The organism is Rhizobium sp. RHZ01, assembly GCF_014851595.1.
GTDB classification, from domain to species: Bacteria; Pseudomonadota; Alphaproteobacteria; order Rhizobiales; family Rhizobiaceae; genus Rhizobium; species Rhizobium altiplani.
The window spans coordinates 42169-65127 of record NZ_JACUZZ010000029.1 but is presented as its reverse complement, the minus strand read 5'-3'; the positions used below and the strand labels follow the sequence as shown (position 1 = coordinate 65127).

The following is a 22959-nucleotide window of genomic DNA, read 5'->3' as shown; positions in this document are numbered from 1 at the left end:
CATGATTCCGATGTTTCACGTGAATCATTTTCCGATGCAGAATTCAGCGAAGATGACATCAAGCAAATTCTCGACATCCACACGCCCAGTCACTCGTCCCAGGGCGTCACTCGCGACACGCAGGTCCTCGGCCCGTAGATCCAGACCGCGATGGGAGTCGTGAAGGGACGTTCGCAGCGCAAGCAATGCCTGTGTCAGCGTTTCCTTGTGGCGTGCGCGGCTCGGGATCGCCATGGACTGGGGGTGGACTTTTGTTCTTAGGCGCTCAACGATCAAGGCTCGGAGTGCATCGAGACCAGTCGCATGCGTGGTCGAGATCAATAGATCATACGCTCGAGCGCTTTGACGCGGCAAATCGGATTTCGTCCCCACCAGAACGGCATCGTCGGCCAGTTCCTCTGCTCCGCTTTCAATCGACACGTCCTCGATGAAGATCACCAGGTCGGCCTCTGCGATGATCTTCTCGGCCCGTCGAATGCCCTCGCGCTCCACGATCTCATCCGTCTCGCGCAGACCGGCAGTGTCGTAGAGCCTGACAAGATAGCCATCCATGCTAAGATCGACGTGGAGCACATCCCGTGTCGTGCCAGCAATGTCAGTGACGATCGCAACATCGCGCATCGCCAGAGCGTTCATAAGGCTCGATTTGCCGGCATTCGGCCTGCCCGCTATGACGACCTTGAACCCATCGCGGATGATCTCTCCGGCTTCGAGTTGCTCCAGATGGTTCTTCAATTCGTTGACCAGGCTCGCCACATCCGCCCAAACCTGATCTGAGACCGAACCCGGAACATCTTCTTCGTCGGGAAAGTCCAGTTCAGCCTCGATCAGCGCGCGTGCACGCGTCAGCCTATCTGACCAGCCGTAGTAGATTGACGATAATCCCCCGGAGCTTTGCTCGACAGCAAGACGCCGCTGCATCTCCGTTTCCGCAGCGATAAGATCTGCTAGGCCTTCAGCCTCGATTAAGTCCAGCTTCCCGTTCTCAAATGCTCGCCGTGAAAATTCGCCTGGTGCCGCCGCCCGCAAATTGCGGAATTGGGCGAGCTCACGATGCAAGGCGTCGACAACCGCGCGGCCGCCATGCAGGTGCAGCTCGGCAACATTCTCGCCGGTAAAGGAATGGGGTGCCGGAAAGAACAGAATAAGGCCGGTGTCGATGACAAGACCATTACGAGTCCGAATCGATCGTAATGCTGCCTGGCGCGCAGGCGGCACGTCGCCAACGAGGGCGGTGACAACCGCCGGCACTTCCTCCCCACTGATTCTAACGACGGCCAAGCCGGCCGGGACAGGACCACTCGATAGCGCGAAGATGGTTTCGTTGCTCGACGACATTTTCCTACTCCAGTTCAAGGCTGAAGAGAGTTTTCGCTAGAAATGGAAAAGCCGGCCACAGCAGTGACCGGCTTATCAAAGAATCCGGCTAAGGATCACGTATTCATAGAATCGAAGAAGTCGGGATTGTTCTTCGTCTGTTTCAACTTGTCGATCAGGAATTCGATCGCGTCGGTCGTTCCCATCGGAGCCAGAATGCGCCGCAGCACGAAGATCTTCTGGAGATCCTGACGCGGCACGAGGAGGTCTTCCTTACGCGTGCCGGACTTCAAAATGTCCATGGCCGGGAAGATACGCTTATCGGCAACCTTACGGTCTAGAACGATTTCCGAGTTACCGGTTCCCTTGAACTCTTCGAAAATCACTTCGTCCATGCGGCTGCCGGTATCGATAAGCGCGGTCGCGATGATCGTAAGCGAACCACCTTCTTCAATGTTGCGCGCTGCGCCGAAGAAGCGCTTCGGGCGCTGCAGGGCGTTCGCATCGACGCCACCCGTGAGAACCTTACCGGACGAGGGGACAACCGTGTTGTATGCGCGGCCGAGGCGCGTAATCGAATCCAGCAGGATCACAACATCACGGCCGTGCTCCACAAGGCGCTTTGCCTTTTCGATAACCATTTCCGCCACCTGCACATGGCGTACAGCGGGTTCGTCGAACGTCGAGGAGATGACTTCGCCGCGAACGGAACGCTGCATGTCCGTGACTTCTTCCGGACGTTCGTCGATGAGAAGAACAATCAGATAGCACTCGGGATGATTCGCCGTAATCGAGTGCGCGATGTTCTGCAGCAGAACCGTCTTACCGGTACGCGGCGGAGCGACGATCAGTCCGCGCTGGCCCTTGCCAAGCGGCGCGACGAGATCGATGACGCGCGGCGAAAGATCCTTCGAGGTCGGGATATCCAATTCCATCCTGAAGCGTTCGTTCGGATAGAGCGGTGTCAGGTTATCGAAATGCACCTTGTGACGGATCTTCTCGGGATCGTCGAAATTGATGGTGTTGACCTTGAGCAGCGCAAAGTAGCGTTCGCCTTCCTTAGGCCCGCGGATTGGACCCTCTACCGTGTCGCCGGTCTTCAAAGAGAAGCGGCGGATCTGGGAGGGTGAGATGTAGATATCGTCCGGGCCCGGGAGGTAGTTGGCGTTGGCAGAGCGCAGGAAGCCAAAGCCATCCTGGAGCACTTCAACGACGCCTTCGCCGATAATCTCCACATCCTGGCTGGCAAGCACCTTCAGGATCGCAAACATCAATTCCTGTTTGCGCATCGTGCTCGCATTTTCGACCTCGAGCGATTCGGCAAATGCCAGCAGATCCGTCGGGGACTTACTCTTAAGTTCTTGAAGCTTCATTTCAGCCATGAAGTGACCATTACTCTTAAATTCGGGGGGGAGGCGATGTCGAGGGCTGTAATCGGTCCTGCGAAGGGATCGCAGACGATCGAACTTTACATACATGCCACAAGGATGAGGTGGAGCGAAAATAGCGAGTAAGGCTCACCGCCGCAAGGGGGCTGCTTAAAATCAAGCAAATTTAACCGAACCCGCTTTTTCTCAGAACGGCTTGACCACGACGAGAATGACAATCGCGATCATCAGAACCGTCGGCGCCTCGTTCATGAAGCGCCAATAACGCGCTGAATGGCGGTTCTCATCGCGCTCGAACGCCCTTGCCGCCCGCGAGAAAAAAACATGAACGGCAGTCAGAAGCACAACCAGGCCGATCTTCGCGTGCAGCCAACCGCCCTGGAAACCATATACGGACCAAGCGAGATAAAGACCAAAGATCCAGGTCAGCATCATAGCCGGGTTCATGATCACCCTGAGCAGGCGGCGCTCCATCACCTTAAAGGTCTCCGACTGCGTCGAGCCCGGTTCCGCATCGGTATGGTAGATGAAGAGCCGAGGCATATAGAACAGACCAGCCATCCACGAGATCACCGCGATAACATGAAGAGCCTTTATCCAGAGATAGAGATTGTCCGGGTTCCAGAGGAATAGTCCCAGGCCGAGAAGCACGAAAAACAGGATCGCAAAGTGGGCACGGCGACGCGCATAGGTGCCCGGCCTCTCATCCGTCTGCTTTGCCATGTGCTAGCGTCTCCAACCGCGGACCTGCTCGACGAGCAGCGCCACGTTCCGAGGGTCCGCCTGTGGCGTGATCCCGTGACCGAGATTGAATATCAGCGGACCATTGCCGAGCTTGTCGAGAATATCATTGATCCCCTCCGACAGCGCCGCACCGCCGGCGACCACACGCATCGGATCAAGATTGCCTTGCACGGCTCCGTCCTTCTGCAGCTCCGCGGCAAAATCCAAAGGCACCGACCAGTCGAGCCCGATCGCATCAGCCTTCGTCTTCTGCCGGTAATCTCTCAGCAGGAACCCAGCGCCTTTGGCAAAGGCAATCACTCGAGCGTTCGGACGCCGCGCCTTGATAGACGCGATCATCCGTGCAACAGGCTTCACGGCGAAAGCCTCGAATTCCCGCTCGCCGAGAACACCAGCCCAGGAATCGAAAATCTGCACGGCATCGGCACCCGCGTCGATCTGCGCGACCAAATAATCGGCCGACACCTCGGCCAGGACTGCAAGCAAGCGTTCGAAGGCCTTCGGATACTTGTAGGCAAATAGCCGCGCTGGAGCCTGGTCAGGCGTTCCATGGCCAGCGATCATATAAGTCGCAACCGTCCACGGTGCGCCGCAGAAACCGAGCAGGGTCGTCTCGGAAGGCAGTTCCCGTCGCAGGCGCTCCACCGTTTCCAGAACCGGCTTCAGGTAGGCGATGACATGCTCTGTCTCGATCCCGTCGATGCCAGCTTCGTCGATCGGATCCATTTCCGGTCCATGTCCTTCCGTGAAGCGAACGTTGCGCTTCATCGCATCCGGAATCACAAGGATATCCGAGAAGAGGATGGCTGCATCAAAGCCATAACGGCGGATAGGTTGGAGCGTTACCTCAACTGCGTGATCAGGCGTATAACAGAGGTCAAGGAAACTCCCGGCTTTCGCGCGCGTTTCTCTGTACTCGGGGAGATATCGTCCCGCCTGTCTCATCAGCCAGATTGGAGGAGGACTGAGCGTTTCGCCGTCCAAGACTCTCATGATTTTCCGACCGCTTTCACCCACGCGCTTCTTCCCTATAAAAATACAAAGATATTTTAAAAGGTTTCTATTTCTTAGAGTCTGTTTCTATCAAGGATTAAAATCTGTCCACGGCCGGAGCGTTTTGTCGCGCCATCGCCGATTCCAATGGACCGAATAACAGCTTATCAAGCCGATATCGTGGATAACTAAGAAAACGCAAATGATTCCAATCAAATAAAAGGCAGCCTTTTGGCGTTGAACTGTGGAAAAGCCTTGGAAAGGCGCGGAACTTTCAGAAGCTGTCCACAGAACCAACAAAGCGCGTTTAGCAGCTCCAACGAAATTCCATTTGTGGAAAAGGCGGCATGTTTTCCCTTGCCTTACCCGTGCCGCGTCTCTTAGCTCTCCGTTGTCCAGTCTTTTCAACAGGCCCCGGAAAATAGCGTGGAGAACCGCACGAACTTCTTCCATCTGCATCTGATTTCTGACTCGACCGGCGAAACGTTGATTTCGGCCGGGCGCGCCGCGTCGGCACAATTCAAATCCGCTCAGCCGATCGAACACGTCTATCCGCTGGTCCGAAATCGCAAGCAGCTTCTGCAGGTTCTGCAGACGATTGATAGTCAGCCTGGGATCGTTCTCTATACGATCGTTGACCGTGAACTCGCGACGTTGGTCGATCAGCGCTGTGCGGAGATGGGTGTCGCTTCCGTGAACGTGCTCGAGCCCGTCATGGACGCCTTTCAGATCTATCTTGGCGCACCGTCACGCCGGCGTGTCGGTGCCCAGCATGTGATGAATGCCGGCTATTTCGCTCGCATCGAAGCGCTCAATTTCACGATGGATCACGACGACGGCCAGATGCCCGATGATTACAATGACGCCGACGTCGTGATTCTCGGCATCAGTCGGACGTCGAAAACGCCGACGAGCATCTACCTCGCTAATCGTGGTATCAAGACCGCCAACATCCCCGTCGTCTATGGCGTGCCGCTCCCGGAAAGCCTGTTCGCGACCACCAAACCCTTGATCGTCTGTCTGATCGCTACCACCGATCGCATCTCTCAGGTCCGGGAGAACCGTATCCTCGGAGCGACACCCGGTTTTGATCGCGGGCAATACACGGACCGAGCCGCCATATCGGAGGAGTTGAAATACGCACGGTCGCTCTGCGCCCGGCACAATTGGCCACTCATCGACGTGACGCGCCGCTCCATCGAAGAGACCGCGGCGGCGATTGTTGCTCTCCGTCCGAAGCTGCGTTAAGCGCTGCCGCACCAAACCTGTTCGAGGCTCCATGACACCGAAGCTTATCCTCGCATCCTCCAGCCCGTTCCGTCGCATGTTGATGCAAAATGCCGGCCTCACCTTCGAGGTTCATGCGGCTCATATTGACGAGCGGTCGGTCGAAGCGCCGCTCGAACGAGAAGGCGCAACACCGGATGCCGTGGCCCTCGTTCTCGCCAAGGCGAAGGCGAAAGAAGTCAGTGATCGGTATCCGGCCTGCCTAGTGATCGGCTCGGACCAAACGATGTCTCTTGGCCCGCAGACCTTTCATAAGCCCAGGGATATGGCTGATGCGGAGAACCACCTTCGCATACTGTCGGGCCAGACGCACCGGTTGAACAGTGCGATCGCGATCGCCTACGACGGCGACATCGTCTGGGAGCATGTTTCACACGCTGAGCTGACGATGCGTCCGCTGGATGCGGATTTTATCCAGCGGCATTTGAAGCGCGTCGGAGAGAGGGCACTCACGAGCGTCGGCGCTTACCAACTCGAGGGGGAGGGGCTTCAATTGTTTTCGCGGATCGACGGGGACTATTTTACAATCCTGGGATTACCGATGCTACCTCTGTTGGAAAAGTTGAGAGAATTGGGTGCGATTGATGGATGATTCACGTGAAACATTTGGGCCGCGGGCTTTCGTCACGGGATTTCCTGTCAAACACTCCCGGTCGCCTCTGATCCATGGCTATTGGCTCAAGACACTCGGACTACCGGGATCGTATCGCGCCCATGAAGTCGCACCAGCCGATTTTCCAGCCTTTATCGCATTGCTGAAGAGCGGCCAGGCTGGCTTCCTAGGCGGCAACGTCACGATCCCGCACAAGGAAATGGCGTTCAAACTCGCTGACGATCCAGACGCGCTTTCTAAAGAGCTTGGTGCATCCAATACGCTTTGGATGGAGGGGGGCCGGCTCAAAGCGACGAACACGGATGGAGGCGGCTTCACCGCAAATCTGGACGAGCGTCATCTTGGCTGGGACAAGGCGCACTCGGCCGTGGTCCTCGGTGCCGGCGGTGCGAGCCGCGCCATCATTCAGGCGCTGCGCGATCGGGGCATCAAGGAAATTCATCTGGTCAACAGGACGGTCGGACGCGCTCAGGAATTGGCGGATAGGTTTGGCTCGAGCGTAAAAGCGCATTCGATGGCAGCCCTGGCGGAAGTCATGCACGGCGCCGGCCTTTTCGTGAACACGACTTCGCTTGGCATGGACGGCGAGGATGCGCCGGAGATCGATTTTTCGCCGCTGCTCTCCGATGCCGTCGTAACGGATATCGTCTACGTCCCCCTGAAGACTCCTTTCCTTGTCCAAGCCGAACGGCAAGGATTTGCCGTTGTCGATGGTCTCGGCATGCTGTTGCATCAGGCCGTTCCAGGTTTTGAGAAATGGTTCGGGCATCGCCCGAAGGTTGATGACAAGCTGCGCGCGCTGATTATCGAGGATATGGACAAGCACTGATGTTGCGGATCGGACTGACCGGCTCGATTGGAATGGGCAAATCAACAATGGGAAAGCTCTTCGCAGAAGCGGGGGTGCCTGTGAATGATTCCGATGCCGTCGTCCATGATCTTTATGCGGGGGAGGCGGCGCCCCTTGTCGATGCTGCCTTTCCCGGAACCATGAAAGAGGGTGCCGTCGATCGGCAGGAACTGGCTCGCCAGCTGGCTGGAAGTGCCGACGGGTTCAAGCGCCTTGAAGCCATCGTCCACCCGCTCGTGAGGAAACGTGAAGCAGAATTCATCGAACGCGAGCGGCAGCGTGGCTCGCCGATGGTGCTGCTCGATATCCCGCTGTTGTTCGAAACAGGAGCCGAGAGCAGGGTCGATGTGATCGTGGTCGTTAGCTGTGATCCACAGATACAGCGCGAACGCGTACTTGCGCGGCCAGGCATGACAGTGGAAAAATTCGATATGATTCTTGCGCGCCAGACGCCGGATGCGGAAAAGCGCGCAAGAGCCGATTATGTGATCGATACCGCGCATAGCATCGAAACGGCCAGAAAACGGGTCGCCGAGATCGTCTCGGATCTGAAGCGGCGGCTCACCAGCGGGGACTTCCTGAATGCGTGAAATCATTTTCGATACGGAAACCACGGGCCTGGATAACCGTGTGGACCGCATTATCGAGATCGGCGGCATCGAGCTTTTCAATCATTTTCCGACTGGGAATACGCTCCACATCTACATCAATCCGGGCGACCAGAAAGTGCACCCGGACGCGCTTGCCGTGCACGGCATCACCGATGAGTTTTTGAAGGACAAGCCTTCGTTCGCAGATGTTGCGCAGCAAATTATCGACTTCTTTGGCGACGCGAAGTGGATCGCGCATAACGCCACGTTCGATATGGGCTTTATAAACGCTGAGCTCGCAAGGCTCGATTTGCCGCCGATCCTGCCCGACCGCGTGCTCGATACGCTGTCGATGGCGCGCCGCAAGCATCCGATGGGACCCAACTCCCTCGATGCACTTTGCCGCCGCTATGGCATCGATAATACGCATCGAACGAAGCACGGCGCGCTTCTCGACTCCGAACTGCTGGCCGATGTCTACATCGAGATGATCGGTGGTCGTCAGGCCGCCCTTGGCCTCGGCACCGTCGCGAGTAATTCGGCAGGTCAGGAAAGCTTGGTGGAGGAGATTATTATCGGGACGCTTGTGCGTCCGCGGCCCCTTGCGCCACGTCTCAGCGAAGCAGAGCAGCAAGCTCATGACGCGCTGATTGCCAAACTCGGCGCGAAGGGCGTCTGGGGAAAATACGATCTCGCAAACTAAAAATGCCCGGGGCGACCCGGGCATTTCATTTTGTGGCAGCGTGCTATGCGCGAACTGTTAGTTCGTGGTTGCCTGTACCTTGGCACGGGCCTGCTCTTCGGCAACCCGCTGCGCAAACATCTGAGAGAAATCGATCGGATCGATCATCAGGGGCGGGAAGCCGCCATTGCGCGTGACGTCGGCAATGATCTGACGTGCGAACGGGAACAGCATGCGCGGGCACTCGATGAAGAGAACCGGCAGCATGTGCTCCTGCGGGAACCCGGCAATCCGGAAGACGCCGCCATAGACGAGTTCGGTATGGAATACCGTTTTGTCGCCATCCTTGGCTTCGGCGTTCAGAGACAGAACGACATCGAAATCCGTATCGGAGAGCGGATTGGCGTTGACGTTGACATTGATATTGATGGCCGGAGCCTTGTCACGCGCCTGCAGCGAACGCGGAGCACCCGGATTTTCGAAAGAGAGATCCTTGGTGTACTGCGCAAGGATGGTAAGGCTCGGGCTCGTTGCACCGTTATTGCTGTTTTCGTCGGCCATTGGCTTTTCCTCGAGGGCATTGGATGGTGCCGCTCTATCATTTCGGGCATAGTGTTACAACCCTGGGCCAGTCGGCCGGCGGGGACGGTTCCTCACTTGCCGAGATGCTTCCCTGACCAGGGAGAGTTGTCGTTGGGTTCGCGTCGATAATCCTCGTCGTCGAGGTCGACGATCTTGGAGTCCTTGGGGCGGCTCGACGTGTCGAAGCCGCTCGTTGAGCCGACGACGACGAAACGGCGGCTGATATATTGCCAGGCAAGATCGCGCACAGCCGGAATGAAGATCAACAAAGCCACGATGTCGGTGATGAAGCCGGGGATCATCAGCAACAGGGAAGCGATCACGAACATCGCCGGTCGAAGCAGCTCGCGCCCCGGCACCATGCCGTTTCGCCCCTCCGCAGACATACGGCGGAGAATCCCGATGCCCTGGCGCCTGAGCAGGCCCATGCCCACCATGAAGCTCAATATGACAAGCGCCAGCGTCGGCCAAAGCCCGATCGCCTTTCCGACAAGCACGAAACCGGCAATCTCGGCGAGCGGAAGCAGCAGCAGAAAACCAGGCAGGATCTTCAAGGGCATCGTTTTATTCCGGCTGAGCCGGACTCCGTTGGAGGGTCGCGTTGTCGACCCTATTTGAATCATCTGTATAGGCGGACTATATGGGAGTACAAATCAGGGATGTTAACAGCGGCAGCGGCGGGATATGGGTTCAAACGACTTCATCACATTGTTTTTTCTTGTGGCGGCGGTGCTGATTTTTTTGCAGCTGCGCAGCGTTCTCGGCCGCCGTACGGGCAATGAGAAACCCCCGCGCGATCTTTATACGCCGCGGGATGCCGTTGGACCTGATTCTCCTGATGCCGGGAAAGTGGTGACCCTGCCGCGCCGTGACGCAGCGACTGAGGAAGACGATCGCTTTGCGGCAATCGATGCTTTCGCACCAGCCGGCACCTCACTCAATGAATCGCTGCGCGAAATCAACAAGGCAGACGCTTCCTTCAATCCGAAGGAATTCGTCAATGGCGCCCGCATGGCCTATGAGATGATCGTGATGGCGTTTGCGGACGGCGATCGTAAGACGCTGAAGAACCTGCTGTCGCGTGAAGTCTATGACGGCTTCGACGCAGCCATTACCGAGCGCGAGTCCAAAGGCGAGAAGGTGAAATCGACCTTCGTAGGCATCGACAAGGCGGAAATCGCCAGCACCGAGATTAAGGGCACGGAGGTGCAGATTACCGTTCGTATCGTCAGCCAGTTGATTTCCGCCACTTACGACAAGGTCGATAAGCTCATCGATGGCGACGCGGAGAACGTTGCCGAGGTCAATGATCTCTGGACGTTTGCGCGCGATACCCGCTCCCGCGATCCCAACTGGAAACTCGTGGCCACCGAATCGGAACATGAGTGAAGACACTCCGGGCTTTGCCCTTCAAGCAATAAGCTTTGACGATCTGCAAGGCTGGAAGGATGATGATCCTTCCAGCCTTTTTGAAGCGATGGAAGCATGCCGGCGGCAGGTCATTGACATCAAGCCGTATCGGACGGGCTCGCTCGGCCTGACGGCTCAGGACCTTCTACCGTTGCTTGAAGCAGCGCGCAGCGAGAATATCTCGTCGGCAGCCGATGCCCGAACCTTCTTCCAATCCCACTGTCGACCCTTCAGAATTCGTCGCATCGACGGCAATCCGGGCTTCGTCACCGCTTTCTACGAGCCTGAGATTATGGTCTCGGCCGTGCCGGATGATGAGTATCGCTTTCCCTTCTATCGCCGCCCCGAAGACCTGATCGACCTTGATGAGGGTAATCGCCCTGTGGGTCTGCCGGACAGCTACGCTTTCGGCCGGCTGACCTCCGATGGCATTGAAGCCTACCCGGATCGGCGGGCAATCGATGAAGGCTTCCTGGCGGGCAGGGGATTGGAGATTGCCTGGGCAAAGTCGAAGGTCGACGTCTTCTTCGTCCATGTTCAAGGTGCGGCGCGTTTGCGCTATCCTCATGGCAGGGTTGGACGCATCACCTATGCGGCAAAGGCGGGACATCCTTTCTCGGCGATCGGCAAGCTACTCATCGAGCGCGGGGAAATCGAACGATCCGAGATTTCGATGCAGACTATTCGGCGCTGGCTCGGCGACCATCCTCGGCAGGTGGATGAGGTCCTGTGGCACAATCGCTCCTACATTTTCTTCCGCGAAGTCCCGAGCGCAGATCTGAACGCCGGGCCCGTGGCCGCAGCAAAAGTGCCGCTGATTGCCGGCCGTTCGCTCGCCGTCGATCGGCTCATCCATACTTTTGGCTTCCCGTTTTTCATTCGGTCCGAGAATCTTGTCCATCTCGATGGCGACAAGCCGTTCGCGCGAGTGATGCTGGCTCTCGACACGGGCTCTGCCATCGTCGGTCCGGCGAGGGGTGATATTTTCACCGGGTCAGGGGATGATGCAGGAGAGCTCGCTGGAACAGTGCGCCACGACGCCGACTTCGTCATTCTGCTTCCGAATGCCGCCGCCGCGAGGTTCGCCTGATGGCTCGAGACCGGAAGCTCAACACGGATGAAAGGATACTCTGGGGCAAGGTGGCACGGAGCACGCGTCCAATGCCCGGCAAGAAGGATCAGCTAGCCGAGCTCGATGCCTTTCTGACAGAGGTGGAGGTTGAACAGCAAACGGCCGCCGCCGCGAAGCGACCTTCCGAAACTGATGCCGGGCCCACTGTCCCGGTTGTTTCCAAAACACGCTCGGGTATCCATCACCCGCTCGAAAGGCCGGTCAAGCGCAAGATCGCCAAGGGCCGCGTGCCATTGGAAGCCCGGATCGACCTGCATGGGCTAGTCCAGAGCGAAGCGCATATATTGCTGCTCGAGTTCCTCATGCGAGCTCATGAACGAGGGATGAGGCATGTGCTTGTGATCACCGGTAAGGGCAGTTCGCTTGGCAGCGAAGGCGCCCTGAAACGCGCCGTCCCGATGTGGTTCTCGAAGCCGGAGTTTCGGTATTTCATCTCGTCCTATGAAACAGCAGCCCACCATCACGGAGGCGAAGGCGCCCTGTATATCCGGCTGTCGCGCCGGCATGGAGAGAGATCGTGACGCCGTTCGGTGAGGCCGTCCGCAAGCTGCGAGAGCGCAAGGGTGTCTCGCAGAAGCAGATGGCGGCAGCCCTCAATGTGTCCCCGGCCTATCTGTCGGCCCTCGAACATGGAAGGCGCGGCTTGCCGACCTTCGATCTGCTCCAGCGGATCGCCGGCTACTTCAACATCATCTGGGATGAGGCCGAAGAACTCTTCCTTTTGGCCCGTTCATCGGACCCTCGCGTGGTCGTCGATACATCGGGTTTATCGGCCGAACATACCGCTTTTGCGAACCTCCTGGCGGGTCGCATTCGCGATCTCGACCAAACAACGCTTGGCCAACTGACAAGCATTCTTAAAAACGGCGGAAAAGCGGACGGAAAACGGTCATAATCCCCTGATTTATGGCCAGTTTAAGCGCGCTGGCATTGGGAACCTGGATCAAAAACCCTATATTCTGGCATGTATAAGGCAGGTGATTCGCAAGTCTCACTTCAGCCCCGACAACAGGGAAATTCTCGAAAAGTATGACCGATATACCCACGACGGAAAACGGCGTTAGTACCGAATATGGCGCAGACTCGATCAAGGTTCTGAAGGGCCTTGATGCAGTGCGTAAGCGCCCGGGTATGTATATCGGTGACACCGATGATGGCTCGGGTCTTCATCACATGGTTTATGAAGTCGTCGACAACGCGATCGATGAAGCGCTCGCAGGCCACGCCGATATCGTGACCGTGACGCTCAATCCCGATGGGTCGGTCACCGTTACCGACAACGGCCGCGGCATCCCGACGGACATTCATACCGGCGAAGGCGTGTCGGCAGCCGAGGTCATCATGACCCAGCTGCACGCCGGCGGTAAGTTCGACCAGAACTCCTACAAGGTTTCCGGTGGTCTGCACGGCGTTGGTGTTTCTGTCGTCAACGCGCTCTCCGTCTGGCTGAGGCTGAAGATCCGCCGTCAAGGCAAGATTCATGAAATGAGTTTCACGCACGGCGTAGCCGATGCGCCGTTGAAGGTGATTGGCGACGCTGGTGATGAAACCGGCACCGAAGTCAGCTTCATGCCGAGCACTGAAACCTTCACGATGACCGAATTCGACTACGCCACGTTGGAGCATCGTCTTCGCGAGCTCGCCTTCCTGAATTCGGGCGTTCGCATCCTTCTGAGCGACAAGCGTCATTCGGACATCAAGCAGGAAGAGATGCTCTACGACGGCGGCCTGGAGGCCTTCGTTTCCTATCTCGACCGCGCCAAGAAGCCGCTTGTCGACAAGCCGGTGGCAATCCGTGGCGAGAAGGATGGGATTACGGTCGAAGTCGCAATGTGGTGGAACGACAGCTACCACGAGAACGTCCTGTGCTTCACCAATAACATTCCGCAGCGCGATGGCGGCACGCACATGGCCGGCTTCCGCGCCGCGTTGACCCGCCAGATCACCTCCTACGCCGATACGTCGGGCATCACGAAGAAGGAAAAGGTGACGCTGACCGGTGACGATTGCCGCGAAGGCCTGACCGCCGTTCTTTCCGTCAAGGTGCCGGATCCGAAGTTTTCGTCGCAGACCAAGGACAAGCTGGTTTCCTCGGAAGTTCGCCCCGTTGTCGAGAACCTCGTCAGCGAAGCGCTGAGCACGTGGCTGGAAGAGCATCCGACGGAAGCTAAGGTTCTGGTCGGCAAGGTGGTCGAAGCCGCCGCGGCGCGCGAAGCGGCCCGTAAGGCGCGTGAGTTGACGCGTCGTAAGGGCGCTCTCGACATTGCCTCTCTGCCCGGCAAGCTCGCCGATTGCTCGGAGCGCGATCCGGCCAAATCCGAAGTCTTTCTTGTCGAGGGCGATTCGGCGGGTGGATCGGCCAAGCAGGGGCGTTCGCGCGAGAACCAGGCGATCCTGCCGCTGCGTGGCAAGATCCTCAACGTCGAGCGTGCTCGCTTCGACAAGATGCTGTCCAGCCAGGAAATCGGTACACTGATTACCGCGCTCGGCACAGGCATCGGCAAGGACGAGTTCAATGCCGAAAAGCTGCGCTACCACAAGATCATCATCATGACGGACGCTGATGTCGACGGCGCCCACATTCGTACGCTGCTGTTGACCTTCTTCTTCCGCCAGATGCCGGAACTGATCGAGCGTGGCCATCTCTACATCGCCCAGCCGCCGCTTTATAAGGTCTCGCGCGGCAAATCGATCCAGTACGTGAAGAACGAGAAGGCCCTTGAGGACTACCTAGTCGGCCAGGGTCTCGAAGATGCTGCCTTAAAACTCGGCAGCGGCGAAGTGAGGACCGGCCAGGATCTTGGCGAGGTGATTAGCGATGCGTTGCGCCTCCGCGCGCTCCTTGACAATCTGCACTCGCGCTACAATCGCGCTGCCGTCGAACAGGCAGCAATTGCTGGTGCTCTCAATGCTGAAGCCGTTAGCGACCGCTCGAGAGCTGAACAGCTCGCCGGTGAAGTCGCCAGACGTCTTGACCTGATTGCCGAAGAGACAGAGCGCGGTTGGGAAGGGGGCCTCACGAGCGAAGGCGGCATCAAACTTGAGCGTATGGTGCGCGGCGTGAAGGAAGTTGTCGTTCTCGACATGGCGTTGATCGGCTCGCAGGACGCGCGGCTTCTCGATCAGCTGTCGGCTCGCTTGAAGGACATCTATCAGGCGCCTCCGTCACTCTCCCGACGCGACGGTGATGTCGAGATTTCCGGACCACGGGCACTGCTGGACGCGATTTTTGCGAGCGGCCGCAAGGGTCTGACGATGCAGCGTTACAAAGGCCTCGGTGAGATGAATGCCGAGCAGCTCTGGGAAACCACGCTCGATCCGAACGTTCGTTCGCTGCTGCAGGTGAAGGTTGCCGATGCAACGGACGCTGACGGCTTGTTCGCACGCCTGATGGGTGACGAAGTCGAACCTCGCAGGGAGTTCATCCAGGACAACGCGCTGAACGTTGCAAACCTCGATATCTAGCGAGCGGAGCTCGTTTCCGCCTAGAGGCCGCATAAAAAAGCCCCGCGCGTCGACGCGGGGCTTTTGCGTGAGAACTAGTTGGCGATAAACTTGCCGCGGAAGGCGACCTCTGAAAGAGGCTTGCGCTGGCTCGGAACTTCCCGCTCCTGGTTCCGCTCCGAAAGGACGCTCTTATCGGCAAGACGTCCCAACGCGACCCCCGCCTCCACCCGGTAACCCTCGGGAATAGCAAAAGTTTGCTGGATCTCTTCGTGCTTGATGCCGCCCATCCCGTGAGCGTAGAAACCCGAAAGCCGGGCCTGAAGCGCGAGATAACCCCAAGCAGTGCCAGCGTCGAACGAGTGTGTGTAGCTTTTCCTGCCTTCGGAGAAGTCGCCGCTGAAGCCTCTTGAGACGACGTAGATCAGCGCCGAGGCGTTCTTTGCCCACTCTTGATTTGACTCGACGAGGAGACCAACGAACTTGTCCCAGTCCTCAGAACCTTTGAGCGCATAGATGAAGCGCCACGGCTGCTGGTTCGCGGACGACGGTGCCCAATGCGCGGCGTCCAGTATCGTCAGGAGCTCCGATTCATCGATCACTTCGCCGGTGAAAGCACGCGGTGACCAGCGCTCGAGAAACAAGGGGTCGATCGAATATTGGGATTCACGGCTATTGCTCTTTGTCATGGCTCTTCCAAGTGCTGTTCAGGCATTCCAGGTGATGTGGAGTTCTTCGCGGAAAGCAAATCGCTTCAGGTGGTCGGCAACGACATTCTCGTATCGCTCTATCTGGGCCGGGTCAGCGGCCGACAATCTCATATAAAGCGCCGCGTGATCGGCTGAAAACGTGACTTCGGCGGTATCACTGAAGGGTACACGCCCGCTTTTCGCCGTGAATTCCACGGTAAACTTGTGGCTCCAGTGTTTGCAGAGCTGTTGGAGATACTTGCTGGCGTGTTCGGTGGCGACAGTCGAGGTCGAAACAGGCATATCAAGCTCCTTCCTGCCTTCCTTAGGCCCCATCCGATGCGTTTGGCAAGCAACTCCGCCATCTCCGGTGGTGCACAGTCTGTTTCAACAATAGTGGCCTCCCACGCGCGTAAAGGCGCGCTAAGTTCCCCCAAAATCAGCGTCAGAGGAAAAACGCCTTGCTCGTAAACGGAAAATGGACGGAAGATTGGCAGCCGGTTCAGGCGAAGGACGAGAGGGGCGGCTTTGTCCGTCAGATCTCCAGCTTCCGCAATTGGGTCACCCCGGACGGCGCCGTGGGCCCTTCGGGAGAGGGCGGCTTCAAGGCCGAGGCAGGACGCTATCATCTTTACGTGGCCTATATCTGCCCTTGGGCATCGCGGACGCTGATCGGTCGAAAGCTGAAAGGGCTGGAATCGGCCATCTCGGTTTCAGTCGTCGAGCCGGTATTGACGAAGCAGGGCTGGCGGTTCGGCGACTATCCGGGCGCCACGCAGGATCACATTCACGGCGCAACGTATATGCACGAGATCTATACGAGTGCGGCACGCGACTTTACCGGCCGCGCAACCGTGCCCGTGCTTTGGGATAAGCAGTTGCAGACGATCGTCAACAACGAGTCGGCTGATATCCTGCGGATGATGAACGAAGGTTTCGGCGATCTTGCTCGCAATCCGATCGACCTTTATCCGGCAGCGCGTCGCACCGAGATCGACGCCTTCAACGAACGGATCTATCCGAGCCTCAACAATGGCGTCTACCGCGCGGGCTTTGCCACAACGCAGCTTGCCTACGAGGAAGCGTTTGCCGGTGTATTCAAGTGCCTCGACTGGGTGGAAACAGAGCTTGGCGATCGGCCCTTCCTGTTTGCAGACCATCCGACTGAAAGTGACGTTCGTCTTTTTGTCACGCTCGTGCGCTTCGATATCGCTTATCACGGCCTGTTCAAATGCAATTTGCGCCGTCTCTCGGATTACAAGAATCTTCGCCGCTTCTGCCGGCGAATGCTCGATTGGCCCGGTGTCGTCGAGACCGTTAACTTCGACCATATAAAGCGCGGCTACTACTCGATCGAAAGCCTCAACCCCACAAGCATCGTGCCTGCGGGTCCCGATCTAGGCGAAATTTTCTGAAGCAGCGTACCGCTTCGGCAAAAAGCCATAATGACACCGGTGAATATCTCGTTCATAGGTGATCAAAACGTGGATGCTGCTTAGGAGGAAATATTATGAAGCTCATGCGTGTTGGAGAGGTTGGTCGCGAGAAACCGGCCATGCTCGATTCCGATGGCAAGATTCGCGATCTGTCAGCGCACGTCTCGGACATCGGCGGCGAAGCGATTTCGCCCGAGGGCCTGTCGAAACTCAAGGCTCTTGACCCGAAGAGCCTGCCGGAACTCGCCTCGGGTCGCATTGGCGCCTGCGTTGCCGGCACCGGAAAGTTCATCTGCATCGGCCTCAATTTCTCTGATCACGCTGCTGAAACCGGCGCGACTGTTCCGCCGGAGCCCGTGATCTTCATGAAGGCAACATCGGCCATCGTCGGGCCGAACGACAATGTCCTGATCCCGCGTGGCTCCGAAAAGACCGATTGGGAAGTCGAACTCGGCGTCGTCATCGGCAAGACGGCAAAGTACGTCAGCGAAGCCGAAGCGCTTGATTATGTTGCCGGCTACTGTGTTTCCCACGACGTTTCGGAGCGCGCCTTCCAGACGGAACGTGCAGGCCAGTGGACCAAGGGCAAGTCCTGCGACACATTCGGTCCGATCGGACCCTGGCTCGTCACCAAGGACGAGATTGCCGACCCGCAAAATCTTGGCATGTGGCTGAAGGTCAACGGCGAAACCATGCAGAACGGCTCGTCGAAAACCATGGTCTATGGTGTCGCTCATGTGGTGTCTTACCTCAGCCAGTTCATGTCGCTGCATCCGGGCGACGTGATCTCGACCGGCACGCCTCCGGGCGTCGGCATGGGCATGAAGCCGCCGCGCTTCCTCAAGGCTGGCGACGTCGTGGAGCTCGGCATTGAAGGCTTGGGTACGCAGAAGCAGACCTTCCTGGCTGATCGATAAGGTCCGTTCTGCGATCATTAAGCATTCGAGCGCACCATCATGCCGGGGGTAAATTCCCCGGCATTTCTTTTTGCGGTGCGGATGGCAATGTTGCTGCGCAACAAAAACCTGTTAATCTGCGTTGAGGTGCCAGCACGTCGTTGGAAAGAATCCGATGCCTTTCAATCGGCGTCGTCTTCCAGGTTAGAGAAAGGTGGCGCATCTCATGTTTTATCAGCTTTATGAATTGAACCATGCCGCATTGGCGCCTTATCGGGCTTTCGCCGATATCATGCGCATGGTCTATGCCAATCCCCTCAATCCGATTTCGCAGACGCCCTGGGGGCGTACGATGGCGGCGAGTCTCGAGATGTTCGAGCGGACGACCCGACGCTACGGCAAACCGGCCGTCGGTCTGCATGACACTGTTGTCGAGGAAGGAAAGGTGGCCGTACGGGAAGAGATCGTCTGGTCGCATCCCTTCTGCAATCTGCTCCATTTCGCGCGCAATGTTCCAAGCAGCCATGCGCCAGACCCGCGCATTCTCATCGTCGCGCCGATGTCGGGCCACTACGCGACACTGCTGCGCGGCACGGTCGAAGCGTTGCTGCCAAGCGCCGACGTTTACATTACCGACTGGATCGATGCGCGCATGGTGCCGATGACGGAAGGCACCTTCGATTTTGACGACTACATCGACTACGTCATCGAGATGCTTCGCTTCCTGGGCCCGGATACGCATGTGATTGCCGTCTGTCAGCCTTCCGTGCCGGTTTTGGCTGCCGTCGCCCTCATGGAAGCGGAGAACGATCCGTTTTCGCCCTCATCGATGACCCTGATGGGCGGACCGATCGACACGCGCATCAACCCGACAGCCGTCAACCAGCTCGCCAAGGAACGCTCGCTGGAATGGTTCGCGGATAATGTGATCATGAATGTGCCCTGGCCGCAGCCGGGCTTCATGCGTCCGGTCTATCCCGGCTTCCTGCAGTTGTCCGGCTTCATGTCGATGAACCTCGATCGGCACGTGATCGCTCACAAGGAGTTCTTCATGCATCTGGTGAAGAACGATGGCGAGCCGGCCGAAAAGCACCGCGACTTTTATGACGAGTACCTCGCGGTCATGGACTTGACGGCGGAGTTCTACCTTCAGACGGTCGAACAGGTCTTCATCAAGCACGCGCTGCCGAAGGGCGAGCTGCTCCACCGTGGTAAGCTTGTCGATCCCGCCGCCATCCGCAACGTGGCACTTCTCACCGTCGAGGGGGAAAACGACGACATCTCCGGCGTCGGCCAGACAAAGGCTGCCCAGACCATTTGCGTCAACATCCCCGACAACATGCGCATGCACTACCTGCAGCCCGACGTCGGCCACTATGGCGTCTTCAACGGCTCACGCTTCCGCCGGGAGATTGCGCCGCGGATCATCAGCTTCGTGAAGGAACATGCCCGTTCCGGAAAGCCCGTGGTGAAGCGGGTGATCAAGGGCGGAAAATCCGCCTGATTTAGTATATTCTGAATTAGCGATTGTATTTCAAGGCGTTGTCCGATTTGGGCGGGCGCTGCCTTGAAGCGGGCCAGGCGTGTAACCACATCGATTCCAGCGTTCGGTATCTCGCCGGACGCGGAAAATGCGAGGACACCGCACGATGAACCAGTCAGCATTGCTTCGCCCGGATTGGACTCCGGCTACCATTGCCCTGATGATCCTCGGCTTCGTGGTTTTCTGGCCTCTGGGTCTCGCCATGCTCGCCTACATCATCTTTGGGGAGCGTTTGCGCGGTTTCAAGCGCGACGCCAACAGCGCCGCCGATGGATTCTTCGCCGGCTGCCGACGTTCACATGGCCGCTATCGCCCTCATTTCTCGACGGGCAATGTTGCCTTCGATGATTGGCGCAAGGCCGAGCTCGACCGGCTGGAAGAAGAGCGTCGCAAGCTTGATGAAATGCGCGAGGATTTCGACTCCTACATGCGCGAACTACGCCGCGCCAAGGACCAGGAAGAGTTTGACCGCTTCATGCGCGACCGCAAGAACGGCAAGCGCGACGACAATGGTCCGGTAGCAGAATACCAGACTCCGTAATTCCCAGGACCATTCAGCACCGAAACTTGAACCGGCATCATCGATGCCGGCTTTTCTTTGCCAAGAATTGGAGCGAATCATATAGAAAATGCCCATGTTCCCGCTCCTTGCAAAGCCACGCCGCAGCGTTCGAAAACCGGCTCCGCCGGAAACGCGAACGCTTGACGTCGCCGGACGCCTGATGCCGCTGACGATCAAGCAGCACGAGCGGGCAACCCGCATTACCTTGCGGATCGAGCCTGGTGGTCGGGGCCTGAAGATGACGATCCCGAGCGGATTGGCACAGCGCGAGGTAAACGCCTTCCTCGACCGCCATCAGGGCTGGCTCTTGACCAAGCTTGCCAAATTCACGCCCGACAGTGGTCTTCGTGATGGCGGCACCATTCTCTTTCGGGGCGTATCCCATCGCGTTCACCACACCGGCAGCCTGCGCGGCCTGACAGAAGCCGTCGTCGTTGATGGCAAACCCGTGCTCAAGGTCAGCGGCATGCCCGAGCATCTCGGACGCCGGATTGCCACGTTCCTGAAGAAGGAAGCGCGAGCCGATCTCGAGAGGTTGGCAACGTTCCATGCCCGCTCGATCAATGCGCCGATCAGGTCGATCGCCATGAAGGACACCCGCAGTCGGTGGGGTTCCTGCTCCTCGGAGGGAAACCTGAGCTTTTCGTGGCGCATCGTCATGGCGCCGCCGTCAGTGGTCGACTACCTTGCGGCCCATGAAGTCGCTCATCTCAAGGAAATGAACCACGGGCCACGCTTCTGGGCGCTCTGCAAGAAGCTGTGCCCCCACATGGAAGAGGCGAAGCTCTGGTTGAAGCGGCACGGCAGTCAACTGCATGCCATCGATTTCGACTGAGCGACGCCTCGCAAAAATCAGCTTTTGTCGTGATTTGGCTCGACTCCAAGTGCTTTTCGTGTCACTTCGCTGCCATGAAACCGGATATCAAAATCTGCGGACTGAAGACGCCTGAGGCGATCGATCGCGCCCTCGCGCGCGGTGCAACACATATCGGCTTCATCTTCTTCGAAAAGAGTCCCCGCTACATCGAGCCTGATATCGCCGGCAAGCTAGCGGAGCCGGCCCGCGGCAAGGCCAAGATCGTTGCGGTCGTGGTCAATCCGAGCAACGACGATCTTGATGAAATCGTGGCGCTGCTTCGGCCCGATATACTGCAGCTGCATGGCGACGAGAGCCCGGAGCGCGTTTTGACGATAAAGGCGGTCTACGGTCTGCCGGTCATGAAGGCCTTTTCGGTGCGGACCGCTGATGATTTGAAGCGGGTGGAGGCCTATGTCGGCATTGCCGATCGCTTCCTCTTCGACGCAAAGCCGCCAAAAGGGTCGGATTTGCCGGGTGGCAACGGGGTGTCCTTCGATTGGAGCCTGCTTACCTGGCTTGACGGCAGCGTGGATTACATGCTTTCCGGTGGCCTGAACAAGGGCAATATTGCCGAGGCGCTCGGCATCACCAAGGCGCCGGGGATCGACGTATCTTCGGGGGTCGAAAGCGCGCACGGCGTCAAGAACGTCGCAATGATCGATGAGTTTTTCGATGCGGTCCAAACGGCTTGTCAGCCCGAAACGACCTCAGGGAGTTGAGAGTGAACCAGACGCCAAAACCGAATTCCTTCCGTTCCGGCCCTGATGAAGACGGCCGTTTCGGCATCTACGGCGGCCGTTTCGTCGCCGAAACGCTGATGCCTTTGATCCTCGACCTGCAGGACGAGTGGAACAAGGCAAAGGACGATCCGGAATTTCAGGCGGAGCTGAAGCAGCTTGGCACCCACTATATCGGTCGCCCAAGCCCGCTCTATTTCGCCGAGCGTCTGACGGCGGAACTCGGTGGCGCGAAGATCTATTTCAAGCGCGAAGAGCTGAACCACACTGGCTCGCACAAGATCAACAACTGCATCGGCCAGATCCTGCTCGCCAAGCGCATGGGCAAGACCCGTATCATCGCGGAAACTGGTGCCGGCCAGCATGGCGTTGCCTCGGCAACGGTTGCCGCCCGCTTCGGTCTCCCCTGTGTCGTTTACATGGGCGCAACCGACGTCGAGCGTCAGGCCCCGAACGTGTTTCGCATGAAGCTGCTTGGTGCCGAGGTAAAGCCGGTGACCGCCGGTCACGGCACGCTCAAGGACGCCATGAACGAGGCATTGCGCGACTGGGTCACGAACGTCGACGACACCTATTACCTGATCGGCACGGCCGCCGGTCCGCATCCCTATCCGGAAATGGTTCGCGACTTCCAGGCCGTCATTGGCACCGAGGCCCGTGAGCAGATTTTGGAAGCCGAAGGTCGGCTGCCGGATCTCGTCATCGCAGCCGTCGGCGGCGGTTCGAACGCGATCGGCATCTTCCATCCGTTCCTTGATGACGAGAGCGTCAAGATGGTTGGCGTCGAAGCCGGCGGCAAGGGCCTCAATGGTGACGAGCACTGCGCCTCGATCACGGCGGGTTCGCCCGGCGTTCTCCACGGCAACCGGACCTACCTTCTGCAGGATGGCGACGGCCAGATCAAGGAAGGCCATTCGATTTCTGCTGGTCTTGACTATCCCGGCATCGGCCCCGAGCATTCCTACCTGAACGACATCGGTCGCGTCGAATATGTGCCGATCATGGACCATGAGGCGCTCGAAGCCTTTCAGACGCTGACCCGCCTCGAAGGCATCATTCCGGCGCTGGAGCCGTCGCACGCGCTGGCCGAAGTCATCAAGCGCGCGCCGAAGATGGGCAAGGACGAGATCATTCTGATGAATCTCTCCGGCCGCGGCGACAAGGACATCTTCACTGTCGGCAAGATTCTGGGAATGGGTGAGTAA

25 protein-coding genes are annotated in these 22959 nt (G+C 58.1%); 17 read left to right on the top strand and 8 right to left on the bottom strand.

Translation table 11 applies throughout. The features are described 5' to 3' along the window. Positions 1–24: 24 nt before the first annotated feature. The 4 genes from mnmE to hemE all read right to left on the bottom strand — a co-directional run bounded on the left by mnmE (position 25) and on the right by hemE (position 4442). Positions 25–1338 carry a tRNA uridine-5-carboxymethylaminomethyl(34) synthesis GTPase MnmE gene (mnmE, locus tag IB248_RS25100; protein ID WP_192241841.1) on the bottom strand — a complete coding sequence of 438 codons (1314 nt, stop codon included), beginning with the start codon at positions 1336–1338 and terminating at the stop codon, positions 25–27. A gap of 95 nt (positions 1339–1433) precedes the next feature. Continuing rightward, the gene (gene rho / locus IB248_RS25095) at positions 1434–2699 is read right to left on the bottom strand and encodes a transcription termination factor Rho (protein WP_018858949.1); all 1266 of its coding nucleotides are present in this window, start codon (positions 2697–2699) and stop codon (positions 1434–1436) included. A 192-nt stretch (positions 2700–2891) separates the two neighbouring features. Then, the gene (hemJ, locus tag IB248_RS25090; RefSeq protein ID WP_018858950.1) at positions 2892–3428 is read right to left on the bottom strand and encodes a protoporphyrinogen oxidase HemJ; all 537 of its coding nucleotides are present in this window, start codon (positions 3426–3428) and stop codon (positions 2892–2894) included. A 3-nt stretch (positions 3429–3431) separates the two neighbouring features. Next, a complete protein-coding gene (hemE, locus tag IB248_RS25085; protein ID WP_018858951.1) occupies positions 3432–4442 on the bottom strand; it encodes a uroporphyrinogen decarboxylase in 1011 nt (336 codons plus the stop codon). A gap of 426 nt (positions 4443–4868) precedes the next feature. Here hemE and IB248_RS25080 point away from each other — a divergent pair, with 426 nt between their 5' ends. The 5 genes from IB248_RS25080 to dnaQ are packed head-to-tail and all read left to right on the top strand — an operon-like array spanning position 4869 to position 8485. Further along, positions 4869–5690 carry a pyruvate, water dikinase regulatory protein gene (locus tag IB248_RS25080; protein ID WP_025657938.1) on the top strand — a complete coding sequence of 274 codons (822 nt, stop codon included), beginning with the start codon at positions 4869–4871 and terminating at the stop codon, positions 5688–5690. A 31-nt stretch (positions 5691–5721) separates the two neighbouring features. Further along, entirely contained in the window at positions 5722–6321 is a 600-nt protein-coding gene (locus tag IB248_RS25075; protein WP_113469656.1) for a Maf-like protein, read from the top strand. Continuing rightward, positions 6314–7171 (top strand): shikimate dehydrogenase, encoded by an 858-nt coding sequence (locus tag IB248_RS25070; protein WP_018116314.1) that lies wholly within the window; start codon positions 6314–6316, stop codon positions 7169–7171. Before IB248_RS25075 ends, IB248_RS25070 begins: the two co-directional genes overlap by 8 nt. Continuing rightward, entirely contained in the window at positions 7171–7782 is a 612-nt protein-coding gene (coaE, locus tag IB248_RS25065; RefSeq protein WP_018858954.1) for a dephospho-CoA kinase, read from the top strand. The genes IB248_RS25070 and coaE overlap by 1 nt, the downstream gene beginning before the upstream one ends. Then, entirely contained in the window at positions 7775–8485 is a 711-nt protein-coding gene (dnaQ, locus tag IB248_RS25060) for a DNA polymerase III subunit epsilon (protein WP_018858955.1), read from the top strand. The genes coaE and dnaQ overlap by 8 nt, the downstream gene beginning before the upstream one ends. Positions 8486–8542: 57 nt before the next feature. On the opposite strand, the gene secB is transcribed toward dnaQ, so the two are convergent. Further along, positions 8543–9025 (bottom strand): protein-export chaperone SecB, encoded by a 483-nt coding sequence (gene secB / locus IB248_RS25055; RefSeq protein ID WP_016556856.1) that lies wholly within the window; start codon positions 9023–9025, stop codon positions 8543–8545. A 92-nt stretch (positions 9026–9117) separates the two neighbouring features. Then, a complete protein-coding gene (locus IB248_RS25050) occupies positions 9118–9606 on the bottom strand; it encodes an FxsA family protein (protein ID WP_018116317.1) in 489 nt (162 codons plus the stop codon). A gap of 124 nt (positions 9607–9730) precedes the next feature. Between IB248_RS25050 and IB248_RS25045 the strand changes: the two genes are divergently transcribed. From IB248_RS25045 to gyrB, 5 genes are all read left to right on the top strand, one after another. Then, positions 9731–10435, top strand: coding sequence for a Tim44/TimA family putative adaptor protein (locus tag IB248_RS25045; protein WP_018858957.1), 705 nt, complete (start codon positions 9731–9733; stop codon positions 10433–10435). Continuing rightward, entirely contained in the window at positions 10428–11546 is a 1119-nt protein-coding gene (locus tag IB248_RS25040) for a murein transglycosylase A (RefSeq protein ID WP_169681929.1), read from the top strand. The genes IB248_RS25045 and IB248_RS25040 overlap by 8 nt, the downstream gene beginning before the upstream one ends. Continuing rightward, a complete protein-coding gene (locus IB248_RS25035; RefSeq protein ID WP_025657930.1) occupies positions 11546–12109 on the top strand; it encodes a Smr/MutS family protein in 564 nt (187 codons plus the stop codon). Before IB248_RS25040 ends, IB248_RS25035 begins: the two co-directional genes overlap by 1 nt. After that, entirely contained in the window at positions 12106–12483 is a 378-nt protein-coding gene (locus IB248_RS25030; protein ID WP_018858960.1) for a helix-turn-helix transcriptional regulator, read from the top strand. Before IB248_RS25035 ends, IB248_RS25030 begins: the two co-directional genes overlap by 4 nt. A 134-nt stretch (positions 12484–12617) precedes the next feature. Further along, entirely contained in the window at positions 12618–15053 is a 2436-nt protein-coding gene (gene gyrB / locus IB248_RS25025) for a DNA topoisomerase (ATP-hydrolyzing) subunit B (RefSeq protein WP_018858961.1), read from the top strand. A 74-nt stretch (positions 15054–15127) separates the two neighbouring features. Here gyrB and IB248_RS25020 read toward each other — a convergent pair whose 3' ends face one another. Both IB248_RS25020 and IB248_RS25015 read right to left on the bottom strand, forming a co-directional pair. Further along, a complete protein-coding gene (locus IB248_RS25020; RefSeq protein ID WP_062373739.1) occupies positions 15128–15721 on the bottom strand; it encodes a nitroreductase family protein in 594 nt (197 codons plus the stop codon). 18 nt (positions 15722–15739) lie between these two features. Continuing rightward, positions 15740–16024, bottom strand: coding sequence for a DUF2218 domain-containing protein (locus IB248_RS25015; protein WP_026372082.1), 285 nt, complete (start codon positions 16022–16024; stop codon positions 15740–15742). 158 nt (positions 16025–16182) lie between these two features. Between IB248_RS25015 and IB248_RS25010 the strand changes: the two genes are divergently transcribed. The 7 genes from IB248_RS25010 to trpB all read left to right on the top strand — a co-directional run bounded on the left by IB248_RS25010 (position 16183) and on the right by trpB (position 22959). Next, positions 16183–17136 (top strand): glutathione S-transferase family protein, encoded by a 954-nt coding sequence (locus tag IB248_RS25010; RefSeq protein ID WP_113469652.1) that lies wholly within the window; start codon positions 16183–16185, stop codon positions 17134–17136. Between the two features lie 95 nt (positions 17137–17231). Beyond that, positions 17232–18074 (top strand): fumarylacetoacetate hydrolase family protein, encoded by an 843-nt coding sequence (locus IB248_RS25005; RefSeq protein WP_018859413.1) that lies wholly within the window; start codon positions 17232–17234, stop codon positions 18072–18074. Between the two features lie 205 nt (positions 18075–18279). Beyond that, positions 18280–19557, top strand: a complete 1278-nt coding sequence (locus tag IB248_RS25000) for a polyhydroxyalkanoate depolymerase (RefSeq protein ID WP_018859414.1) — start codon at positions 18280–18282, stop codon at positions 19555–19557. Positions 19558–19702: 145 nt separating this feature from the next. Beyond that, positions 19703–20137, top strand: a complete 435-nt coding sequence (locus IB248_RS24995; RefSeq protein WP_018859415.1) for a DUF2852 domain-containing protein — start codon at positions 19703–19705, stop codon at positions 20135–20137. Between the two features lie 94 nt (positions 20138–20231). Next, positions 20232–20993, top strand: coding sequence for a M48 family metallopeptidase (locus IB248_RS24990; RefSeq protein ID WP_018859416.1), 762 nt, complete (start codon positions 20232–20234; stop codon positions 20991–20993). A gap of 74 nt (positions 20994–21067) precedes the next feature. Continuing rightward, complete coding sequence (locus tag IB248_RS24985) at positions 21068–21736, top strand: phosphoribosylanthranilate isomerase (protein ID WP_192241840.1); 669 nt, start codon at positions 21068–21070, stop codon at positions 21734–21736. Between the two features lie 2 nt (positions 21737–21738). Beyond that, positions 21739–22959 carry a tryptophan synthase subunit beta gene (gene trpB, locus IB248_RS24980; protein ID WP_018859418.1) on the top strand — a complete coding sequence of 407 codons (1221 nt, stop codon included), beginning with the start codon at positions 21739–21741 and terminating at the stop codon, positions 22957–22959.